We start from the raw sequence: 18,772 nt of genomic DNA on the forward strand, positions 1-18,772 counted from the left end.
TTCCCGGAGGGCGCGGCGTCGTTGAAAATCCGCCGGCTTACGCCGGGCGCGAAAGTTCGGCGACGACGGCCGCGAGAAAGCGCCCGGCCTCTCCTCCGGAGACCACGCGATGATCGAAAGTCAGACTCAAGGGAAGAACAGGGCCGATTCCCACTTCATCGTTTCGGACGACGACGTCGCGCCGGATTCTTCCCGCGCCCAGAATGGCGACGGTCGGCGGAAGGACGATCGGCGCCGCATAGCGGCCCGCAATCGTTCCGAAGTTGGACAGAGTGATCGTCGCGCCGCGAAGCTCTTCAGGCGGAATGCGTCGCGCGGCGACGTCCGCCCGCATGCGGTTCAAGCCCTCTCTCAGATCGGACGCGTTCCGCGACGCGACGTCGCGCAGCACCGGCACGAACAGGCCGTCCGGCGTATCGACGGCGATGCCGAGATCGATCTTCCGCAAGCGGCGCAGCGAAAGCGTCGCGCTTTCGAACCAGCTATTGAGAATGGGCTCGGCCTCGCAGGCTTTCGCCAAAGCGCGGATGAGGCGGATCGTGACGTCGGCGCCCGGCTCCCAGGCGCTGATCGTCACGTCGTCCATGATGGTCGCCGCCGCCACCTCCGCTTGCGCGAAGGACATGTTCTGCGCCATCGCCCGGCGGAATCCGCGCAAGGGCTCCGCCGGCTCGACCTCGCTCAGCACCTTCGCCACGCGCTGCACGTCCTCGGCGGTGATCAAGCCGTCCGGACCGGAGGGCGTGACCATGCCGAGATCGACCTTGAGGCGTCTTGCCAAGGCCCGAACGGCGGGGATGACGCGCGTCGGCGCGTTCGTTCGTCCGGTCGTGACCTCGCGCAAGACGCTTGCGCTCGTCTCGACCACGCCGACCACCGTACCCGCATCGTCCTCGCGCTCGCCTTCGAAGGCGACGAGCGGCGCGCCGACGCGCACGATCTCGCCGGGACCCGCGAAAAGCCGTTCGATCCGGCCGGCGCGGGGAGACGGAATCTCGACGACCGCCTTGGCGGTCTCGACCGACAGAAGCGGCTGATCGACATCAACCTCGTCTCCCGGCTGCACGCGCCATTCAACAAGCTCCGCCTCCTGCAGGCCTTCTCCGAGGTCGGGCAAAAGAAAGGTCTTCATACGCCCTCCATCACGCTGCGGACCGCGTCGGCGATGCGCTCGACGCTCGGTATGTATTCGCGCTCCAAGCGATAGAGCGGAACCACCACGTCATAGGCGGCGACGCGCCGGATCGGCGCCTGAAGGGAATAAAGCGCGCGCTCGGCGATTTCGGCCGCGATCTCCGCGCCGAAGCCGTTCGTTCGCGGCGCTTCCTGCACGATCACGCAACGGCCCGTCTTTTCGATCGAACGCATGATCGTTTCGAAGTCGAAGGGCTTGATCGTCGCGACGTCGACGATCTCGACGTCGATCCCTTGGTCTTCAAGCGACTCCGCCGCGATTTCCGCGTCGCGCACCATCGGTCCCCAGGCGACGATCGTGACGTCGCGTCCTTCTCGCGACAGGAAACAGGCGTCGAGCGGCAGGGCTTCGCCGTCATCGGCAAGCTCCTGCTTGAAAAGGCGGTAAAGCCGCGTCGGCTCCAGAAACACGACGGGATCCGGATCGCGCATGGCGGCGAGCAGCAATCCATAGGCGCGCGCCGGATTTGACGGGATCACGACTCGCAGTCCCGGCACATGCGCGAAAAGCGCCTCGGGGCTCTCCGAATGATGCTCCGGCGCGTGAATGCCGGCGCCATAGGGCGAGCGAAGAACCATCGGGCAGGTCAAGCGTCCGCGCGTCCGATTGCGCAGGCGCGACGCATGATTGATGATCTGGTCCAGCGTCGGATAGATGAATCCGCTGAACTGTATCTCGGCGACCGGCCGCAATCCCATCGCGGCCATGCCGATTGCGACGCCGGCGATTCCTCCTTCGGCGAGCGGCGTATCGATGACGCGTTCGCGCCCGAAGCGGGCCTGCAATCCCTTTGTGGCGCGAAAGACGCCGCCATTGACGCCGATGTCTTCGCCGAGCAGCAACACGCTTTCGTCCTGCGCCATCTCGAAGGCCAGGGCCGCGTTCACGGCCTCAACAAGATTGAGCTCAACCATGTTCGTTTCTACCCGTCGAAAAACGGCGCGCGCATTCGCGTTGATCGTGCAAAGGGAGCGGCAGGGATTCGTAAAGGTGATCGAACATCGCATCGACGCTCTGCGCCGGCGTCGCAAGATAGTCGGCGACGGCGCGCTCGACTTCCTCCGCGCATCGCTTGAGGAGCGCCGCCTCCTTTTCCTTCGACCAAACGCCCCTGGCGAGGAGATAGGCGCGCAGCCGCGCGATGGGCTCGCGCGCCCATTCCCTGCGGACGACTTCAGGGTCGCGGTAGCGGGTCGCATCGTCGGCGGTCGTATGGTCTCCGAGGCGATAGGTGAGCGCCTCCACCAATGTCGGGCCTTCGCCGGCGCGCGCCTTTGCGATGGCGCGGCGCGCGACGTCATGGACGGCGATGACGTCATTGCCGTCGACCTGGCGGCATTCGACTCCGGCCGCGACGCCCTTCTGCGCAAGCGTTTGCGCCGCGCTTTCGAGCGATCGGGGCGTCGAAATCGCCCAGCCGTTATTGTTGATCACGACGACCGCGGGCGCGTTCCAGACGCCCGCCATGTTCAAGGCTTCGTAAAAGGCGCCGTTCGCCGTGCCGCCGTCGCCGATAAAGGTCACGGCGACGCGATCCTCGCGTCTCAGCTTAAAGGCGTAGGCGGCGCCGACGGCATGGGCGATTTGCGTCGCGACCGGCACGCAATTGGGAAAATCGAGCCGCGGCTCGCGAAAGTCGCTTCCGCGCTCGTCGCCGCCCCAATAGAGCAGGCATTCGGCCATGCTCATGCCGCGGGTGAATTGCGCGCCATGATCACGATAGGAAGGGACGAGCACGTCCCGTCTCGCCATTGCGGCGCCAACCCCGACGCCGACAGCCTCCTGGCCGAGGGCGGAAGCGAATGTTCCCAATTGCCCGGTGCGCTGCAACGCGATCGCCTTGCCGTCGAAGATGCGCGCCCGCGTCATCGCTTCGTAAAGGATCACGAGCGTCTCGTCGTCGACGGGCGCGGACGAGGCGAGCAGCGTCCCCTCGGGCGACAGATAGCGAACGAGTTCGATCTGCGCGTCTATGCTCGTATGCAGGCCCATGACGTAGCTCGAGCTGTTTCTAGCGTCCCGATGCAGTCAGCAGTTAGCGCGGAGCGGATGGAAGTCACGTGGAAGGCCCCAAAATTGACGGCGACGCCCCCGCAGGCCATGCGCGCGCCTATCCGCTAAAGGCGCACTTGAAAGAACGGCCTAGCGTCCAAACTAAGCGTCATGGCGACAGATTCTTTCGCGGACCCTTTCGCCTTTGGCGACGAAATCGGCCCTTCCAAGATCGTTTACCTGCAGACGCCTTCCGTCGGCCTTCGCGCCATCGTCGTGATCGACAATGTAGCCGCCGGGCCCGCGATTGGCGGAACGCGCATGGCGCCGGATGTGAGCGTCAATGAGTGCTTCAGATTGGCGCGCGCCATGACGCTGAAGAACGCCGCCTGCGGCTTGCGCCATGGCGGCGCGAAATCCGTCATCTTCGCGAATCCGGCGATGCCGCGCGCCGAGAAGGAGCAATTGATCCGCGCCTTCGCAACCGCCATCGCGCCGCTCGCCGAATACATTCCGGGGCCCGACATGGGCACCGACGAAACGGCGATGGGATGGATTCATGACGAAATCGGCCGCGCCGTCGGCCTTCCGGCGGAAATTGGCGGCATACCGCTCGACGCCATCGGGGCCACGGGTTTCGGCGTCGCCATCTCCGCGGAAGTCGCGGCGCCTTTTGCGGGATTGTCGCTGCAAGGCGCGCGCGTCGTCGTGCAGGGCTTCGGCGCCGTCGGAGAGCACGCCGCGCGCTTTCTCGAACAGAAGGGGGCGCGGCTCGTCGGCGTCGCGGATATCGCCGGCGCCGTTATCGATCGGGACGGCCTGGACATAGAAGCCCTGGCGCGGCTGAAACGTCTCGGCAAGAGCGTCGTCGAATATGGCCGAGGCCGAGTTATCGCCAATGACGCGCTCGTCGCCATTCCCTGCGACATCTGGGTCCCGGCGGCGCGCCCCGACGCCTTGCGCGCGGACAACGCCGCGCATCTCGACTGCAAGCTCGTGGTGCAAGGCGCGAATGTGCCGGCGACGCGCGAAGCGGAGCTGATCATGTTCGAGCGCGGCATTGTCAGCGTGCCGGACTTCATCGCGAACGCCGGCGGCGTCGTCGCCGCCGCCGTTGAACATAGCGGCGGAACGACCGCCATGGCCTTGAAGGCGATCGAAGAGAAAGTCGGCGGCAATACGCGCTTGACGCTCGAAAACGCGCGCGGATCCGGAACCTCTCCCGTGGAAGCGGCGACGAGGCTCGCCGTGGATCGGCTGCGGCGGATGATGTCGCTTCGACGCTGGCGCTAGAACGGGGGCCGCGATCGGTTGCGGAGCGCGGGCTTCCGGCGCGTTTTTGCGCCGCCTTAGCGAAGGCGCTCGACGGCGACGGCGGTCGCCTCCCCGCCGCCGATGCACAGAGCCGCCACGCCGCGCATCAGATCATGACGCGCGAGCGCCGCCAGGAGGGTAACGACAATGCGCGCGCCCGAAGCGCCGATCGGATGGCCCAGCGCGCAAGCGCCGCCATGAATATTCACTTTATCGTGGGGGATGCCCAGATCGCGCATGGCCGCCAGCACGACGACGGCGAAAGCTTCGTTGATCTCGAAGAGATCGACGTCCTGAGCTCTCCAGCCGATCTTTTCGAGCAGCTTGCGAATGGCCGCGATCGGAGCCGTCGGAAATTGCGCGGGCCGCCCCGCATGGGCGGCGTGGCCGACAATAATCGCCTGCGGCGCGGCGCCGAGGCTTTCGGCGCGCCTTGCGGTCGTCAGCGCAAGCGCCGCGGCGCCATCCGAGATCGCGCTCGAATTCGCTGCCGTCAGCGTGCCGTTCTCACGAAAGGCCGGACGCAGCCTCGGTATCGCGGAAGCGTCCGCCTTGAGCGGAAGCTCGTCCCGCGCAATGAACGCGCCGCCGAAAGACGCGATCTCGGGCCCGAAAGCGCCTTCCCGTGCGGCTTGCTGCGCGCGCCGCAGAGATGAAAGCGCGAATTCGTCCTGCATGTCCCGCGTGAACTGGTAATGGACGGCGCAATCCTCTGCGAAGGAGCCCATGAGGCGGCCTTTCTCATAGGCGTCCTCGAGCCCGTCGAAAAACATGTGATCGAGCGCCTGCCGATGACCCATGCGAAATCCCGTCCGCGCCCGCGGCAGCAGATAGGGCGCATTGCTCATGCTCTCCATGCCGCCGGCGACGATCATCCGCGCCTCGCCCGCCCGCAGTCGATCATGGGCGTCCATCACCGCCTTCATGCCCGAGCCGCACATTTTGTTGATGGTGACGCAGGGCGTTTCTTCGCTCAAGCCCGCGCCAAGCGCCGCTTGTCGGGCCGGCGCCTGGCCCAGGCCCGCGGTCAGAACGCAACCCATCGCGCATTCGTCTATTTCGTTTCCGGAGAGGCCCGAGCGCGATATGGCGGCCTCCACCGCCCGCGCCCCGAGGGCCGGCGCGGATATATCCTTCAGCCCGCCGAGAAAGGCGCCGATCGGCGTTCGAGCCGCGCCCAAAATGACGACAGGATCCTGCACGCAACGCTCCTCGGCCGGAAGCCTTCTTCCTATCTGGCGCTTGCGTCCGAGGAAGGAAGAGGCGCTCTACGCGGCCCGCGCAAAGACGGGCTCGGCGCCGCCGTCTCCGGCGAGGATGGTCGCGACTGTCGAATCGTCGACTTCCTCGAGCGTCGCGGGGCGCCATTTCGGAGAGCGGTCCTTGTCCACGATCGCCGCGCGAATCCCTTCATAGAGGTCGTGGGACGCAAGAAGGCTGCACGCCGCGTGGAATTCGTGGATCAAGCATTCCGTGAGGCCTGCCGCCCGCATCGCGCGCTTCAAGAGCGCGTGGGTGGTCTTCAGGCTCGTCGGCGAATTTCCGCTGATCGCGCGCGCCGCTTTTTGCGCGAAAGCGGAATCCTCGGCCGCGAGCGCGGCGATTATGTCTTCGGCCCTTTCCGCCGTCATCGCGCGTTCGATCGCCGCCTTGTTTTGCGCCAATTCGCCCATCCCCGGCGGTTGCGCAAAGCGCTTCAGCAGCGCTTGCGCCTCCGACGCCTCCCGAATTCCGCAAAGGCTTCGGATCAGATCGTTAATCGCTCGAGAGTCGACCGATACGTCGGCAAGTCCGAGATAAAGCGCATCCGCGGCTCCCACCGTCGCGCCCGAAAGCGCCATATAGACGCCCGCGCTCCCGGCGCGCGAAAGCAGCCATGTGCCGCCCACATCGGGGATGAAGCCGATACCCGTTTCCGGCATGGCGAGACGCGTGCGTTCGGTGACGATGCGGCAATCGCCATGCGCCGATATGCCGACGCCGCCGCCCATTACGAGCCCGTCCATCAGGACGATATAAGGCTTTCCATAGGCGGCGATCGCCGCGTTCAACTGATACTCCTCGCGCCAGAAATCCCTGTAATAAGTCTTGTCGCCGTCGCGCAGATCGTAAAGCCTGCGAATATCGCCGCCCGCGCAAAGGCCGCGCTCGCCTTCTCCGGTCACCAGAACCGCAACGATCGCCGGATCGCTCTCGAATGCGCCGAGCGCACGCGTGAAAAGCCTGACCATGTTCAAGGTCAGGCTGTTGAGCGCCTTCGGGCGGTTGAGCCTGATGCGCCCGACCCGGCCCTCGCGTGAAACGAGAAGCTCCGACTGCTCCATCAGCAACCCTGCTCCTTCAATAAATCGCGCGCGACGATCACGCGCATGATCTCGTTCGTTCCTTCGAGAATGCGATGGACTCTCAGATCCCGCAGCAGCTTCTCGACGCCGATGTCGGCGAGATAGCCGTATCCGCCGAATATTTGCAGCGCATTGTCCACGACCGCGAAGCCCGTGTCGGTGGCCACGCGCTTCGCCATCGCGCAAAGGCGCGTCGCCGCCGCGTCGCGCGCGTCCAGGGCGGAGGCGGCGCGCCACAAAAGCGCCCGCGCCGCCTCCAATTCCGTCGCCATGTCCGCCAGCCGGAATTGCAGCGCCTGGAAATCAGCAAGCGGCCGTCCAAAGGCCTTTCGCGCATGGATATAGCCGATCGCCTTTTCGAGAGCGCTCAGCGCGCCGCCGAGCGAACAGGCGCCGATATTCAGCCGGCCGCCGTCCAGCGCGGCCATCGCCATCTTGAAGCCGTCTCCCTCGGCGCCGAGCCGATTCTCCAGCGGAACCGCGCATTCTTCGAGAGAGACGACGCGCGTCGGCTGCGCGTTCCATCCCATTTTCCGCTCATTGGCGCCGAGGCCGAGCCCAGGCGCGCCGCCCTCGACGAGAAAGGCCGAAACGCCGGCGGCGCCGGAGCCGTCCGTGCGCGCCATGACGATATAGAGATGCGCGCCGCCGCCGGCGCCCGCGCCGGAGACGAACTGCTTCTGGCCGGTCAGAACATAAGCGCCGCCGCGACGGACGGCGCGCGTCCGCAAGGCGGCGGCGTCGGAACCGCATTCCGGCTCCGTCAGGCAATAGCTCGTCAACGTCTCCATGCTGGCGAGGCGAGGCAGGAAGCGCCGGCGTTGCTCGTCGGAGCCGTAAGCGTCGATCATCCAGGCGCACATATTGTGGATCGAAAGATAGGCGGCGACGGACGGGCAGCCTGTCGCGAGCGCCTCGAAGATCATGGCGGCGTCGAGGCGCGACAGACCCGAGCCGCCGGATTCCTCCCTGACATAGATCGCCGCCATGCCGAGCGCGGCGGCCGCGCGCAGCGTCTCGACGGGAAAGAACTTGTCCTGGTCCCATTGCAGCGCGAAGGGAGCGATGGCGTCGCGCGCGAATTTAAAAGCGGTCTCGCGGATGGCGCGCTGGTCGTCGCTGAGGCCGCTCTGCGAATAGATCGACACGGCTAATCTCCGGAGATGTGTTGCGACGCCGCAAGGATCGCGGCCGGCTCCGACGCTTCGCGCGCGCATCGCGTCGCGCGGCGGGCGCGCGCGACGCGACTTTCAGGCGCGCGTCCCAGACGCTCGCAGACAAAGTCGCTCGCGCCGAGCAGTCCGTCGAGGTCGACGCCGGTCTCGATCCCCGAACCCCGACACATATAGACGAGGTCCTCTGTCGCGACATTGCCTGTCGCGCCCGGCGCATAGGGGCAACCGCCCAGGCCCGCGACCGAGCTGTCGAAGGCGGCGAGTCCCGACTCGAGACAAGCGAATATGTTCGCGAGCGCCTGTCCGTACGTGTCGTGGAAATGGCCGGCGAGGTTGCCGATCGGTATGTCTCGCGCGACGGACTCGACGAGCTTGCGCGCTTCTAGAGGCGTTGCGACGCCGATCGTATCGCCGAGAGAAATTTCGTAGCATCCCATTTGGTGCAGCTCCTTGGCGATCGAGACGACCCGCGCAGGATCGACTTCGCCCTCGAACGGGCAACCGAAAGCGCAGGAAACATATCCGCGCAGCGCGACGCCGTGATTTTTCGCAACCTCGACAAGCGCCGCGAGCCTTTCGAGATTCTCATCCACGCCGCGATTCAGGTTCCGAAGCGAGAAGCTTTCCGACGCCGCGGTCAGGAGAGCGACGTCGCGGACGCCGGCGGCGAGCGCCGCCTGCAACGCCGCCATATTCGGCGCCAGCACGCAGAGCCGCGCGTCGAGACGTTCGTCGAGCGCCGCGAGAACGGCGGCCGTATCCGCCATTTGCGGAATAGAATGCACGGGGACGAAGCTGCCGGCTTCGATCGTCTTCAAACCCGCCGTGGCCAGGCGCTCGATCAGCTCGGCGCGCGTCGCCGCCGGCAAGAGGACCGGCTCGTTCTGAAGGCCGTCTCGCGGACCGACCTCGACGATGCGTATGCGATCAGGCAGCGTCATTCGTCGCCCGCCAAGCCAATAATTCCTCGCCCTCGCGCACCGACTGCCCTTCGCCGCAGTAAATTTCCTCGATGACCCCCGCGCGCGGCGCCTTGATGGGGATTTCCATCTTCATCGCCTCGAGCAGCACCAGCGGCGCGCCCTTCCCGATCCGATCTCCGCGCCGGACGAGTATGCGGGTCACGCGAGCAGGCACCGGCGCGGTAAAGGAATTGTCGGAAATGGACGGACGGGATGGCGGCGCGAGCGGCTCCACCCATTCTAGAAAATGGTTTCGGCCGCCAATGATGACGACCCAGCCTTCCGCTCGCGCCACGGCCCCGACTTCGCGGCGCACGCCGTCAATATCAAGCGCGAGGCGATCGCCTTTCCGCGTCGCCGTGACCTGCGACGCGCGCTGCGCCGTCGTCATGACGAAGGCTCTTTCGTCGCGCGTCGTCACCTTGCAGTCGAGAAGCCTCGCCTCGAAGCGGAAAGCAAGCCTTCTCGTCTCTTCGCCATAGAGCCGCCATCCATCGGCGGCCGACCATGGAGAGCCGGAATCACGCGCGGATGCGCGGGCCTTTTCGCGCTCCCGCCAGCATGCGGCGCCGGCGGCCAGCAACAGATCGTCATCCGCTTCCGGCTTCACGTCGACGCGCGAAGCGAGATTCTGCGCAAGGCGGACATCGGCCTGTCCGGCGAGGAAGCTTTCGTCTCGAACGAGCCGCCGCAGAAAATCGAGATTCGTCGCCACGCCGACAAGCTCGACATGGTCGAGCGCCTGTTGAAGACGCCGCGCCGCGCCGTCTCTTTCGCCGTCCCAGACAATGATCTTCGCCAGAAGGGAATCGTAATAAATGGAGACATGGTCGCCCGTCTTCACCCCGATTTCCAGCCGGAGGCCGGCGCTTTCGCGGGGGAGCCGAAGATGCGTCACGACGCCGGACGACGGCATGAAGCCCTTCGCCGGATCTTCCGCGCAGAGCCGCGCCTCCATGGCGCAGCCGCGTATCGCGATCCGGCTTTGATCCAGCGGCAGCGCTTCGCCGCAGGCGACCCGGAACTGCCATTCCACGAGATCGATCCCGGCGACCATTTCGGTGACGGGATGCTCGACCTGCAACCGCGCATTCACTTCGAGAAAATAGAAGTCGGAGCCCTCGACCAGAAACTCGGCGGTTCCCGCGCCGACATAGCGGGACGCCCGAACGATCCGCTCCGTCGCTTCGGAAAGCGCGCCGCGCAACGCCGCCGGCAATCCGGGCGCCGGCGCCTCCTCGACAATCTTTTGGTGATTGCGCTGCAGCGAGCAATCGCGCTCGGCGAAAGTCGCCACATGTCCCAAACGATCGGCGACGAACTGGACCTCGACATGTCTCGGACGCTCGATGAATTTCTCGATCAGCAGACGGCCGTCTCCAAACGCGGCCCGCGCCTCGCGCGCGGCGCTCTCCAACGCGAAAGGCAGCTCTTCTTCCGCACGGACGACGCGCATCCCTCGCCCGCCGCCGCCGGCCGAGGCCTTCACCACCGCGGGAAAACCGATCTCGCGCGCGGCGCGCGTAAATGTCGGCGCGTCCTGCGCCGCGCCATGATAGCCGGGAAGCGTCGGCACGCCGATGTCGCGCATCAATTTCTTGGCCGCGCTCTTGTCGCCGACCGCGCGCATCGTCTCCGGCGACGGACCTACGAAGATCAGCCCCGCCTCGCCGCAGCGCTGCGCGAATTCCGCGGACTCGGCGAGAAATCCATAGCCGGGATGAACGGCTTCGGCGCCGCTGCGACGCGCGGCGTCGATCAGCCTGTCGATCGACAGATAGCTTTCGCGCGCGGGCGCCGGCCCAATGCGCCAGGCCTCGTCCGCCATCTCGACATGCAGCGCATCCTTGTCGGCGTCGGAATAGACCGCAACCGCGCCGACGCCCAGCCGGCGCGCCGTTCTGACGATCCGGCAGGCGATTTCCCCTCTATTCGCGATGAGCGCCTTGCGGAACATGTCAGACTCCGCGCCGCGCGCGCCAGTCGGGCCGGCGCCGTTCGAGAAAGCCGTTCAAACCTTCGACGCCCTCCGCCGAAGCGCGCCGCTGCGCAAGAAGCCGCGCCGTTTCCTTCAACAGCGACATGTCCGGCGCGCGCTCCTCGCAGATCCGAACGAGGCGCTTGACCTCCGCCTGAGCGCCCGGAGCCCCGAGAAGAAGCGCTTCGACGATACGGTCGCGCGCGGCGGGCAAGCCGCCCTCCTGCGCGACTTCATGCACGAGGCCGATATGGAAGGCGTAATCGGCCCCGACGATTTCGGCGCCAAGCGCCAGCGCCCGCGCCGCTCTGGCTCCGATCGCTCTCACGACATAGGGGCCGACCACAGCGGGAACGAGGCCAAGGCGCACTTCGCTCAAGCAGAACTTGGCGCTTTTCGCCGCGAGAGCGATGTCGCAGCAGGCCAGAAGGCCGACGCCGCCGCCGAACGCCGCGCCCTGCACAAGCGCGACGGTGGGCTTCGAAAGCCGGTCGAGCGCGGCGTACATTTCGCAAAGAGCCAATGCGTCCCGCTCGTTTTCCTCTGGTCCCGCCTTGGCCGCGCCCTTCATCCATTCTATGTCGCCGCCGGCGCAAAAATTGCCGCCGGCGCCGCTCAACGCCACGAGCCGAACGCCGGGATCCTCGTCGAGCCGCCGGAGCGTCTCCGTCAGCCGCCGCACGAGGGCGTCGTCGAGGGCGTTTCGCCGATGCGGCCGATTGAGCGTCAGCGCGACGACGCCCCGATCATCCATCGTCTCGACAAGATCCATGCGCCCTCACATGCGAAAGAGACCAAAGCGCGTCTGCTCCGCAGGCGCATTGAGACTCGCGGCGAGCGCCAGCGCGAGCACGCGACGCGTATCGACGGGATCGATCACGCCGTCGTCCCATAATCGGGCGCTCGAATAGAGCGCTTCGCTCTGTCGTTCATATTCGGCGCGGATCGTCTCGGCGTAGGCGCGCTCCTCCTCCTGCGTCCAATTCTCGCCACGCGCCTGGCTGGCGCCGCGTCTTACGCGCGTCAGGACATTCGCGGCCTGCTCGCCGCCCATCACGCCGATGCGCGCATTGGGCCACATCCAGAGCATGCGGGGCGAATAGGCGCGGCCGCACATTGCGTAGTTGCCCGCGCCGAAGCTGCCGCCGATGACGACCGTGAATTTCGGAACGGCGGCCGTCGCGACGGCGGCGACCATCTTCGCGCCCTCCTTGGCGACGCCCTGCGCCTCATATTTCTTGCCCACCATGAAGCCGGTCGTGTTCTGCAGGAAGACAAGCGGCGCGCCGCGCTGCGCGCAAAGCTCGATGAAATGCGTCGCCTTCAATGCGGCTTCAGGGAAGATGATGCCGTTATTGGCGACGATCCCGACCTCATGGCCCCAAATCCGGGAAAAACCCGCCGTCAGCGTCGTTCCATAGAGCGCCCGGAATTCGTCGAATCGGCTGTCGTCCACGATACGCGCAATGATTTCCCGCGCGTCGAACTGCTTGCGCGGGTCGCTCGGAACCACGCCGTAGATTTCCTGCGGATCGTAACGAGGCTCCAGGGCGGCTTGCGTGACGGGTCCGTCCCGCCTCGGGGGCAGATGGCCGACGATCATACGCGCGAGCGCCAGCGCATGCGCGTCGTTTTCCGCCATGTGATCCGTCACGCCGGATCGCGCGCAATGCACTTCAGCGCCGCCCAGCTCGTTTGCGGAAACCACCTCGCCCGTCGCCGCCTCGACGAGCGGCGGTCCCGCGAGAAAAATCGTTCCCTGATTGCGGACGATGACGGTCTCGTCCGACATGGCCGGCACATAGGCGCCGCCGGCCGTGCAGGAGCCCATCACAAGCGCGATCTGCGCGACGCCGTCGGCGGACATCCTCGCCTGATTGTAAAAGATCCTGCCGAAGTGATCCCGATCCGGAAAGACATCCTCCTGCGTCGGCAGATTGGCGCCGCCGGAATCGACCAGATAGATGCAGGGCAGCCGGTTCTGCGCGGCGATCTCCTGCGCGCGCAGATGCTTCTTCACCGTCATGGGAAAATAGGCGCCGCCCTTCACCGTCGCGTCATTGGCGACGATCATGCATTCGCGCCCCTCGATCCGCCCGACGCCGGCGACGACGCCCGCGCAGGCGAGCTTGCCGTCATACATGCCATGGGCGGCGAAATGGCCGATTTCGAGAAAGGGCGACAGCGGGTCGATGAGCGCTTCGACGCGCTCCCGCGCGAGCATCTTGCCGCGGGCCATGTAGCGCGCCTGCGCCTCGGCTCCGCCGCCCTGGCGAATGACGGCGGATGCGTCGCGCAGCCCGTCGACCAGCGCCGTCATCGCCTCGCGGTTCTGCGCGAATTCGGCGGCGCGCCGATCGATCGATGTTTCAATGACGGCCATCGGCTCTCCCGCGCGGCGTCAGCTCGTCTCCTCGAACAATTCGCGTCCGATCAACATTCGCCTGATTTCGTTCGTGCCGGCGCCGATTTCGTAGAGCTTGGCGTCCCGCAGCAATCGGCCGGCCGGATAATCGTTGGTGTAGCCATTGCCGCCCAGGCACTGAATCGCCTCGAGCGCCATCCATGTCGCGCGCTCGGCGGCGAAAAGAATGGCGGAGGCGGCGTCCTTGCGCGTCGACCGTCCGAGATCGCAGGCCTTGGCGACCGCATAGACGTAAGCGCGCGTCGCGCCGAGCGCCGTATACATATCGGCGAGCTTTCCCTGCATCAGCTCGAATTCGCCGATCGGCCGGCCAAACTGCTTTCGGTCGTGGACATAAGGGAGCACGAGATCCATGCAGGCGCGCATAATGCCGATTGGGCCGCCCGCGAGCACCGCGCGCTCATAATCGAGGCCGCTCATCAAGACGGCCACGCCGCCCTCGGGCGCGCCGAGAACATTCTCGGCCGGAACGCGACAATTGTCGAATATGAGCTCGCTCGTGTTCGAGCCGCGCATGCCGAGCTTGTCCAGCTTCTCGCCGGAATGAAAGCCTTCGAAGGATCTTTCGACGATGAAAGCGGTGATGCCATGGGCGCCCGCCGAAGGCCGCGTCTTCGCATAGACGATCAGCGCGTCGGCGTCGGGGCCGTTCGTCACCCACATCTTCGTTCCGTTGAGGAAGTAGTCGTCGCCGCGCTTCTCCGCGCGAAGGCACATGCCGGCGATGTCGGACCCCGCGCCCGGCTCGGACATTGCGAGCGCGCCGACATGCTCGCCGGCGACGAGCTTGGGCAGATAGCGGCGCTTCTGCTCTCTCGAGCCGTTGCGGTAGATCTGATTGACGCAAAGGTTGGAATGGGCGCCGTAGGACAGGCCGATCGACGCCGATGCGCGGCTGATCTCCTCCATGACGATGACATGTTCGAGATAGCCGAGACCGGCGCCGCCATATTCATCGGAGACGGTCACGCCGAGCACGCCGAACTGGCCCATCTTGCGCCAAAGGTCGTCGGGGAAGGCGTTCAGCGCGTCGATCCGCGCCGCGCGCGGCGCGATTTCCCTCGACGCAAACGTCTCGACCTCATGACGCAGCATTTGCGTCGTCTCGCCGAGATCGAAATCCATGGCCGGCGTAAAGTGGCGCATCGCGCCTCGCTCCTGACTGCCAGACGGCGGCATAGCGGCTATATTTGCCGGCGCGCGGGCGTTTCAAGGCGCCGGCGCCGTTTACCCGGCGTCCGGCTGCGCGGATGGGCGCGCCGCCATAAAGGCCGGATGGGCGGCGCAGGCGGCGGCGGCCGCGCGGATGTTCGGAAAGGCGTCGAGCGCGACGCCGAAGCGCTCGGCGCTGAAGACCTGCGGCGCGAGACAGAGGTCGGCGACAGTCGGCGACGGGCCGAAGCAGAAAGGCGCCGGCTCGATCATCGCTTCGACCGCCTCGAGGCCCACGGCGATCCAATGTCGGCGCCAGTCGGAGAGCGCTTCCTCGCTCAGACCCAGTTCGCGCGCCAGATATTCCGCGACGCGCAGATTGCCCAGGGGATGGATGTCGCAAGCGATCGCAAGCGAGACGGCGCGCGCGCGCGCGGCGCGGACGGGATCGGACGGCGCGAGGCGCGGCTCGGGAAAAATCTCGTCCAGATATTCGATGATCGCCAGGGATTGCGTCAGCACGCGGCCATCGTCGAGCTCGAGCGCGGGCACGAGCGCCTGCGGATTCTTCTCGCGATAGGCCGCGCTTTTCTGCTCGCCGCCGTCCCGCGTCAAATGCACGAAGCGGCGCTCGACGGCCACTCCCTTGAGCGCCAGGGCGATGCGGACGCGATAGGCCGCCGATGAGCGCCAATAATCGTAAAGGATCATGGAAAGGACTCCCGAAAGGCCCGACAAAGGTTCAGATAGGGCTACACGCGCGCCTCGGCCGCCTTATTTTTCCGAGTGCGAAACCTCGATTGAGGCAAGAAGTCGATGCCGGCCCTCGCACCCGAATTGGCCCCCGCTTTCTCGAGCGACAATCCGATGGGCACGGACGGATTCGAGTTCGTGGAATTCGCGCATCCAGAGCCGGCGAAGCTCGCGGCGCTGTTCGAGACCATGGGATTTTCCGCCGTCGCCCGGCACCGCTCGAAAGACGTGACGCTCTATCGCCAGGGCGACGTCAATTACGTCCTCAACAATGAGCGCGAAAGCTTTGCGGCCGAGTTTGCGCGCGACCACGGGCCGTCTGTATGCGCAATGGGCTTCCGGGTGCGCGACGCCGGGCGGGCCCTGAGCCGGGCCTCCGCGCTGGGCGCGGATATCGTCCCTTCCCGGCCGGGGCCGATGGAGCTTCATATTCCGTCCATTCGGGGCGTCGGCGGGGCATTGATCTATCTCGTCGATCGCTATGGCGACAGGGGCTCGATCTGGGATGTCGATTTCCGCTGGACGGGCGACGCCGATCCACGGCCCGAGGGCGTCGGACTCGTCGCGATCGATCATCTGACGCATAATGTCCGGCGGGGGCGCATGGACGCCATGGCGGACTGGTATGCGCGACTCTTCAACTTCCGCCAGATTCGCTATTTTGACATTGAGGGCCGCTTCACCGGGCTGCATTCGCGCGCCATGACGAGCCCCTGCGGCAAGATCCGCATTCCCATCAACGAAAGCGCCGACGAGACGAGCCAGATCGAGGAGTTTCTGGACGCCTATAATGGCGAGGGCGTTCAGCACATCGCCTGCGCCTGCCGGAATATCTACGACACGGTCGAGCGGCTGCGGCGCAACGGCCTCGATTTCATGCCCGCCCCGCCCGACGCCTATTACGAGGCGGTGGAGACGCGCCTTCCCGGCAATGGCGAGCCGGTCGAGCGCTTGAAGGAATTGGGCGTTCTCATCGACGGCGCAAGCAGCCCCGAAGCGCAGCCGCGCCTCCTGCTGCAGATCTTCTCCAAGACGGTCGTCGGTCCGATCTTCTTCGAATTCATCGAGCGCAAGGGCGATGACGGCTTCGGCGAAGGCAATTTTCGCGCGCTGTTCGAGTCGATCGAAGAGGATCAGTTGCGGCGCGGGGCGCTGAGGCCGGGAGCCGACGCATGAGCTATATGAGCGGCTTCGGCAATGAATTCGCGACCGAAGCCTTGCCCGGCGCGCTGCCGCAGGGCCGAAATTCGCCACAGCGCTGCGCCTATGGCCTCTATGCGGAACAGCTCTCGGGCTCGGCCTTCACCGCCCCGCCGCCCGCCAATAGGCGCTCATGGCTCTATCGCATTCGGCCCTCCGTGCTGCATGCGCGCCGATTCGCGCTAAGAGACCTGCCCGACTGGAAGACGGCCCCGTCGCGGGCGCGGCGCGAGGCTCCGATCGATCAATTGCGTTGGAGTCCGACTCCGATTCCGAAGGGCGCGGTCGCCTTCATCGAAGGCGTGCGGACGATGACCTGTTGCGGCGACGCGGATGCGCGGATCGGCATGTCGGCTTGCGTCTATCTCGCGACCGCCGACATGGCGGACGAATATTTCTACGACGCCGATGGCGAGCTTCTCCTTCTCCCGCAGCAAGGCGCGCTTCTCGTCGACACCGAGTTCGGCCGCATCGACGTTTCGCCCGGCGAGGTCTGCCTTCTCCCGCGCGGCGTGAAATTCAGGGTGCGATTGAGGGACACTTCCGCTCGCGGCTATCTGTGCGAGAATTACGGCGCGCCTTTCGCTTTGCCCTATCGCGGCGTCGCCGGCGCCAACGGCCTCGCCAATCCCCGCGATTTTCTCACGCCCGTCGCGGCCTTCGAAGATGTGGCGCGACCTTGCCGGCTGACGGTGAAATGGGGCGGACGCTTCTTCTCCTGCGAGATCGGCCATTCGCCGCTCGACGTCGTCGCCTGGCACGGAAATTACGCGCCCTGCAAATATGACCTTCGCCGCTTCTCGCCGATGGGCGCGCTGCTTTACGACCATCCCGATCCGTCGATCTTTTGCGTGCTGAGCGCGCCGTCCGTCCAGGCGGGCGTCGGGGACGTCGATTTCGTGATTTTTCCCGAGCGCTGGCAGGTGGCGGAGGACACGTTCCGTCCGCCCTGGTTTCACATGAATGTGATGAGCGAATTCATGGGCCTGATCTTCGGCGCCTATGACGCCAAGCCGGAGGGCTTCGCGCCGGGCGGCATATCGCTTCACAACGCCATGCTGCCGCACGGACCCGACGCCGCCGCCGTCGCTGCGGCGACCGAGGCTGCGCTTCGCCCCTCGAAGCTCGAGAACACGCTCGCCTTCATGTTCGAGACACGCTTGCCGCAGCATCCGACCGACTACGCCTTGTCGCTGGAGACGCTGCAGCGGGACTATGCCGATTGCTGGTCGGGCCTGCCGAAGCGTTTCAATACGGAGCGATGAGGCGCCCATGAAGCTTGCTTCCTTGAAAGGCGGTCGTGACGGAAGATTGGCTGTCGTGTCACGCGATCTGACGCGCGCCGCGCTCGCCGGGGATATCGCGCCGACGCTTCAAGCGGCGATGGACGATTGGGCGAATGTCGCGCCGAAGCTCGCCGCCTTGGCCGAGCAGGTCGAAACGCAGAGGACGACGACTTTCCGCTTCCGGGAGCGCGATTGCGCGTCGCCCTTCCCGCGCGCCTATCAATGGGCCGACGGCTCCGCATACGTCAATCACGTCGCGCTCGTCCGCCGGGCGCGCGGCGTCGACATGCCCGAGGCCTTCCGCACGGATCCGCTAATGTATCAGGGCGGGTCGGACGCATTTCTCGGGCCGCGCGACCCCATTCCATTGATCGACGAGAAGTATGGCCTCGATCTCGAAGGCGAGATCGCCGTCGTGACGGACGACGCGCCGATGGGCCTTTCGCCGGAAGCGGCGCGCGCGCATATCCGGCTTGTCATGCTCGTCAACGACGTGACGCTCCGCGCGCTCGTGCCCGACGAGCTCGCCAAGGGCTTCGGCTTCTTCCAGTCCAAGCCCGCATCCGCTTTCTCGCCCGTCGCCGCCACGCCGGACGAATTGGGCGAAGCCTGGGACGGCGCGAAATTGTCCCTTCCCCTGCTGACCTCGATCAATGGCGCGCCGCTCGGCCAACCCGACGCGGGCGTTGACATGACCTTCGATTTCGGCCGTCTTATCGCCCATGCCGCCCGAACAAGGCCGCTTTCCGCCGGGACGATCATCGGCTCCGGCACGGTCTCGAACCGCGCCGCGGATGGCGGTCCGGGCGCGCCCGTCGCCCAGGGCGGCGCCGGCTATTCCTGCATCGTGGAGCAGCGCACGGTCGAGACGCTGCTGACCGGCGCGCCGGAGACGCCATATCTCAAGGCCGGCGACGTCGTTCGCATCGAGATGCTGGACAAAGATCGGCATTCCATCTTCGGCGCCATCGAGCAGCCTGTCGAGGCCAGGTAAA

General features: G+C 66.0%; 16 protein-coding genes. 4 read left to right on the forward strand and 12 right to left on the reverse strand.

Annotation, left to right across the window (positions count from 1 at the left end):
• Nucleotides 1–37: 37 nt before the first annotated feature.
• From ACV7JP_RS03130 to pdhA, 3 genes are read right to left on the reverse strand one after another with little or no spacing between them, the layout of a single operon-like run.
• A complete protein-coding gene (locus ACV7JP_RS03130) occupies nucleotides 38–1,132 on the reverse strand; it encodes a dihydrolipoamide acetyltransferase family protein (RefSeq protein WP_457797803.1) in 1,095 nt (364 codons plus the stop codon).
• The gene (locus ACV7JP_RS03135; protein ID WP_457797804.1) at nucleotides 1,129–2,109 is read right to left on the reverse strand and encodes an alpha-ketoacid dehydrogenase subunit beta; all 981 of its coding nucleotides are present in this window, start codon (nucleotides 2,107–2,109) and stop codon (nucleotides 1,129–1,131) included. The genes ACV7JP_RS03130 and ACV7JP_RS03135 overlap by 4 nt, the downstream gene beginning before the upstream one ends.
• Entirely contained in the window at nucleotides 2,102–3,187 is a 1,086-nt protein-coding gene (pdhA, locus tag ACV7JP_RS03140; protein ID WP_457797805.1) for a pyruvate dehydrogenase (acetyl-transferring) E1 component subunit alpha, read from the reverse strand. The genes ACV7JP_RS03135 and pdhA overlap by 8 nt, the downstream gene beginning before the upstream one ends.
• 171 nt (nucleotides 3,188–3,358) lie before the next feature.
• Between pdhA and ACV7JP_RS03145 the strand changes: the two genes are divergently transcribed.
• Nucleotides 3,359–4,480: a Glu/Leu/Phe/Val family dehydrogenase gene (locus ACV7JP_RS03145; protein ID WP_457797806.1), complete on the forward strand. Its 1,122-nt coding sequence runs from the start codon at nucleotides 3,359–3,361 to the stop codon at nucleotides 4,478–4,480.
• Between the two features lie 56 nt (nucleotides 4,481–4,536).
• Here the strand turns inward: ACV7JP_RS03145 and ACV7JP_RS03150 are convergent, their stop codons facing one another.
• The 9 genes from ACV7JP_RS03150 to maiA all read right to left on the reverse strand — a co-directional run bounded on the left by ACV7JP_RS03150 (nucleotide 4,537) and on the right by maiA (nucleotide 15,249).
• Nucleotides 4,537–5,703, reverse strand: a complete 1,167-nt coding sequence (locus tag ACV7JP_RS03150) for an acetyl-CoA C-acyltransferase (RefSeq protein WP_457797807.1) — start codon at nucleotides 5,701–5,703, stop codon at nucleotides 4,537–4,539.
• Between the two features lie 66 nt (nucleotides 5,704–5,769).
• Nucleotides 5,770–6,825 carry an enoyl-CoA hydratase/isomerase family protein gene (locus ACV7JP_RS03155; RefSeq protein WP_457797808.1) on the reverse strand — a complete coding sequence of 352 codons (1,056 nt, stop codon included), beginning with the start codon at nucleotides 6,823–6,825 and terminating at the stop codon, nucleotides 5,770–5,772.
• The gene (locus ACV7JP_RS03160) at nucleotides 6,825–7,994 is read right to left on the reverse strand and encodes an acyl-CoA dehydrogenase family protein (RefSeq protein WP_457797809.1); all 1,170 of its coding nucleotides are present in this window, start codon (nucleotides 7,992–7,994) and stop codon (nucleotides 6,825–6,827) included. Before ACV7JP_RS03160 ends, ACV7JP_RS03155 begins: the two co-directional genes overlap by 1 nt.
• Before the next feature lie 2 nt (nucleotides 7,995–7,996).
• Nucleotides 7,997–8,962 carry a hydroxymethylglutaryl-CoA lyase gene (locus ACV7JP_RS03165; protein WP_457797810.1) on the reverse strand — a complete coding sequence of 322 codons (966 nt, stop codon included), beginning with the start codon at nucleotides 8,960–8,962 and terminating at the stop codon, nucleotides 7,997–7,999.
• Nucleotides 8,949–10,940, reverse strand: coding sequence for an acetyl/propionyl/methylcrotonyl-CoA carboxylase subunit alpha (locus tag ACV7JP_RS03170; RefSeq protein ID WP_457797811.1), 1,992 nt, complete (start codon nucleotides 10,938–10,940; stop codon nucleotides 8,949–8,951). The genes ACV7JP_RS03165 and ACV7JP_RS03170 overlap by 14 nt, the downstream gene beginning before the upstream one ends.
• 1 nt (nucleotide 10,941) lies before the next feature.
• Nucleotides 10,942–11,733 (reverse strand): enoyl-CoA hydratase-related protein, encoded by a 792-nt coding sequence (locus ACV7JP_RS03175; protein ID WP_457797812.1) that lies wholly within the window; start codon nucleotides 11,731–11,733, stop codon nucleotides 10,942–10,944.
• Between the two features lie 6 nt (nucleotides 11,734–11,739).
• Nucleotides 11,740–13,344, reverse strand: coding sequence for a carboxyl transferase domain-containing protein (locus tag ACV7JP_RS03180; protein ID WP_457797813.1), 1,605 nt, complete (start codon nucleotides 13,342–13,344; stop codon nucleotides 11,740–11,742).
• Nucleotides 13,345–13,362: 18 nt separating this feature from the next.
• Nucleotides 13,363–14,532 carry an isovaleryl-CoA dehydrogenase gene (locus tag ACV7JP_RS03185; RefSeq protein ID WP_457797814.1) on the reverse strand — a complete coding sequence of 390 codons (1,170 nt, stop codon included), beginning with the start codon at nucleotides 14,530–14,532 and terminating at the stop codon, nucleotides 13,363–13,365.
• 81 nt (nucleotides 14,533–14,613) lie between these two features.
• Nucleotides 14,614–15,249, reverse strand: coding sequence for a maleylacetoacetate isomerase (gene maiA, locus ACV7JP_RS03190; protein WP_457797815.1), 636 nt, complete (start codon nucleotides 15,247–15,249; stop codon nucleotides 14,614–14,616).
• 105 nt (nucleotides 15,250–15,354) lie between these two features.
• Between maiA and hppD the strand changes: the two genes are divergently transcribed.
• The 3 genes from hppD to ACV7JP_RS03205 are packed head-to-tail and all read left to right on the forward strand — an operon-like array spanning nucleotide 15,355 to nucleotide 18,771.
• Entirely contained in the window at nucleotides 15,355–16,467 is a 1,113-nt protein-coding gene (hppD, locus tag ACV7JP_RS03195) for a 4-hydroxyphenylpyruvate dioxygenase (RefSeq protein WP_457797816.1), read from the forward strand.
• A complete protein-coding gene (gene hmgA / locus ACV7JP_RS03200; protein WP_457797817.1) occupies nucleotides 16,464–17,756 on the forward strand; it encodes a homogentisate 1,2-dioxygenase in 1,293 nt (430 codons plus the stop codon). Before hppD ends, hmgA begins: the two co-directional genes overlap by 4 nt.
• Before the next feature lie 7 nt (nucleotides 17,757–17,763).
• Nucleotides 17,764–18,771 (forward strand): fumarylacetoacetate hydrolase family protein, encoded by a 1,008-nt coding sequence (locus ACV7JP_RS03205; RefSeq protein ID WP_457797818.1) that lies wholly within the window; start codon nucleotides 17,764–17,766, stop codon nucleotides 18,769–18,771.
• Nucleotide 18,772 lies beyond the last annotated feature (1 nt).

The sequence above is a fragment of the Methylocystis sp. S23 genome, from assembly GCF_054106005.1.

Coding starts and splice junctions, on each gene's coding strand:
- ACV7JP_RS03145 (WP_457797806.1), top strand. CDS start 3,359: ATGGCGACAGATTCTTTCGCGGACCCTTTCGCCTTTGGCGACGAAATC.
- ACV7JP_RS03185 (WP_457797814.1), bottom strand. CDS start 14,532: ATGCGCCACTTTACGCCGGCCATGGATTTCGATCTCGGCGAGACGACG.
- maiA (WP_457797815.1), bottom strand. CDS start 15,249: ATGATCCTTTACGATTATTGGCGCTCATCGGCGGCCTATCGCGTCCGC.
- ACV7JP_RS03180 (WP_457797813.1), bottom strand. CDS start 13,344: ATGGCCGTCATTGAAACATCGATCGATCGGCGCGCCGCCGAATTCGCG.
- ACV7JP_RS03165 (WP_457797810.1), bottom strand. CDS start 8,962: ATGACGCTGCCTGATCGCATACGCATCGTCGAGGTCGGTCCGCGAGAC.
- ACV7JP_RS03135 (WP_457797804.1), bottom strand. CDS start 2,109: ATGGTTGAGCTCAATCTTGTTGAGGCCGTGAACGCGGCCCTGGCCTTC.
- ACV7JP_RS03175 (WP_457797812.1), bottom strand. CDS start 11,733: ATGGATCTTGTCGAGACGATGGATGATCGGGGCGTCGTCGCGCTGACG.
- hmgA (WP_457797817.1), top strand. CDS start 16,464: ATGAGCTATATGAGCGGCTTCGGCAATGAATTCGCGACCGAAGCCTTG.
- ACV7JP_RS03130 (WP_457797803.1), bottom strand. CDS start 1,132: ATGAAGACCTTTCTTTTGCCCGACCTCGGAGAAGGCCTGCAGGAGGCG.
- ACV7JP_RS03155 (WP_457797808.1), bottom strand. CDS start 6,825: ATGGAGCAGTCGGAGCTTCTCGTTTCACGCGAGGGCCGGGTCGGGCGC.
- ACV7JP_RS03205 (WP_457797818.1), top strand. CDS start 17,764: ATGAAGCTTGCTTCCTTGAAAGGCGGTCGTGACGGAAGATTGGCTGTC.
- hppD (WP_457797816.1), top strand. CDS start 15,355: ATGCCGGCCCTCGCACCCGAATTGGCCCCCGCTTTCTCGAGCGACAAT.
- pdhA (WP_457797805.1), bottom strand. CDS start 3,187: ATGGGCCTGCATACGAGCATAGACGCGCAGATCGAACTCGTTCGCTAT.
- ACV7JP_RS03170 (WP_457797811.1), bottom strand. CDS start 10,940: ATGTTCCGCAAGGCGCTCATCGCGAATAGAGGGGAAATCGCCTGCCGG.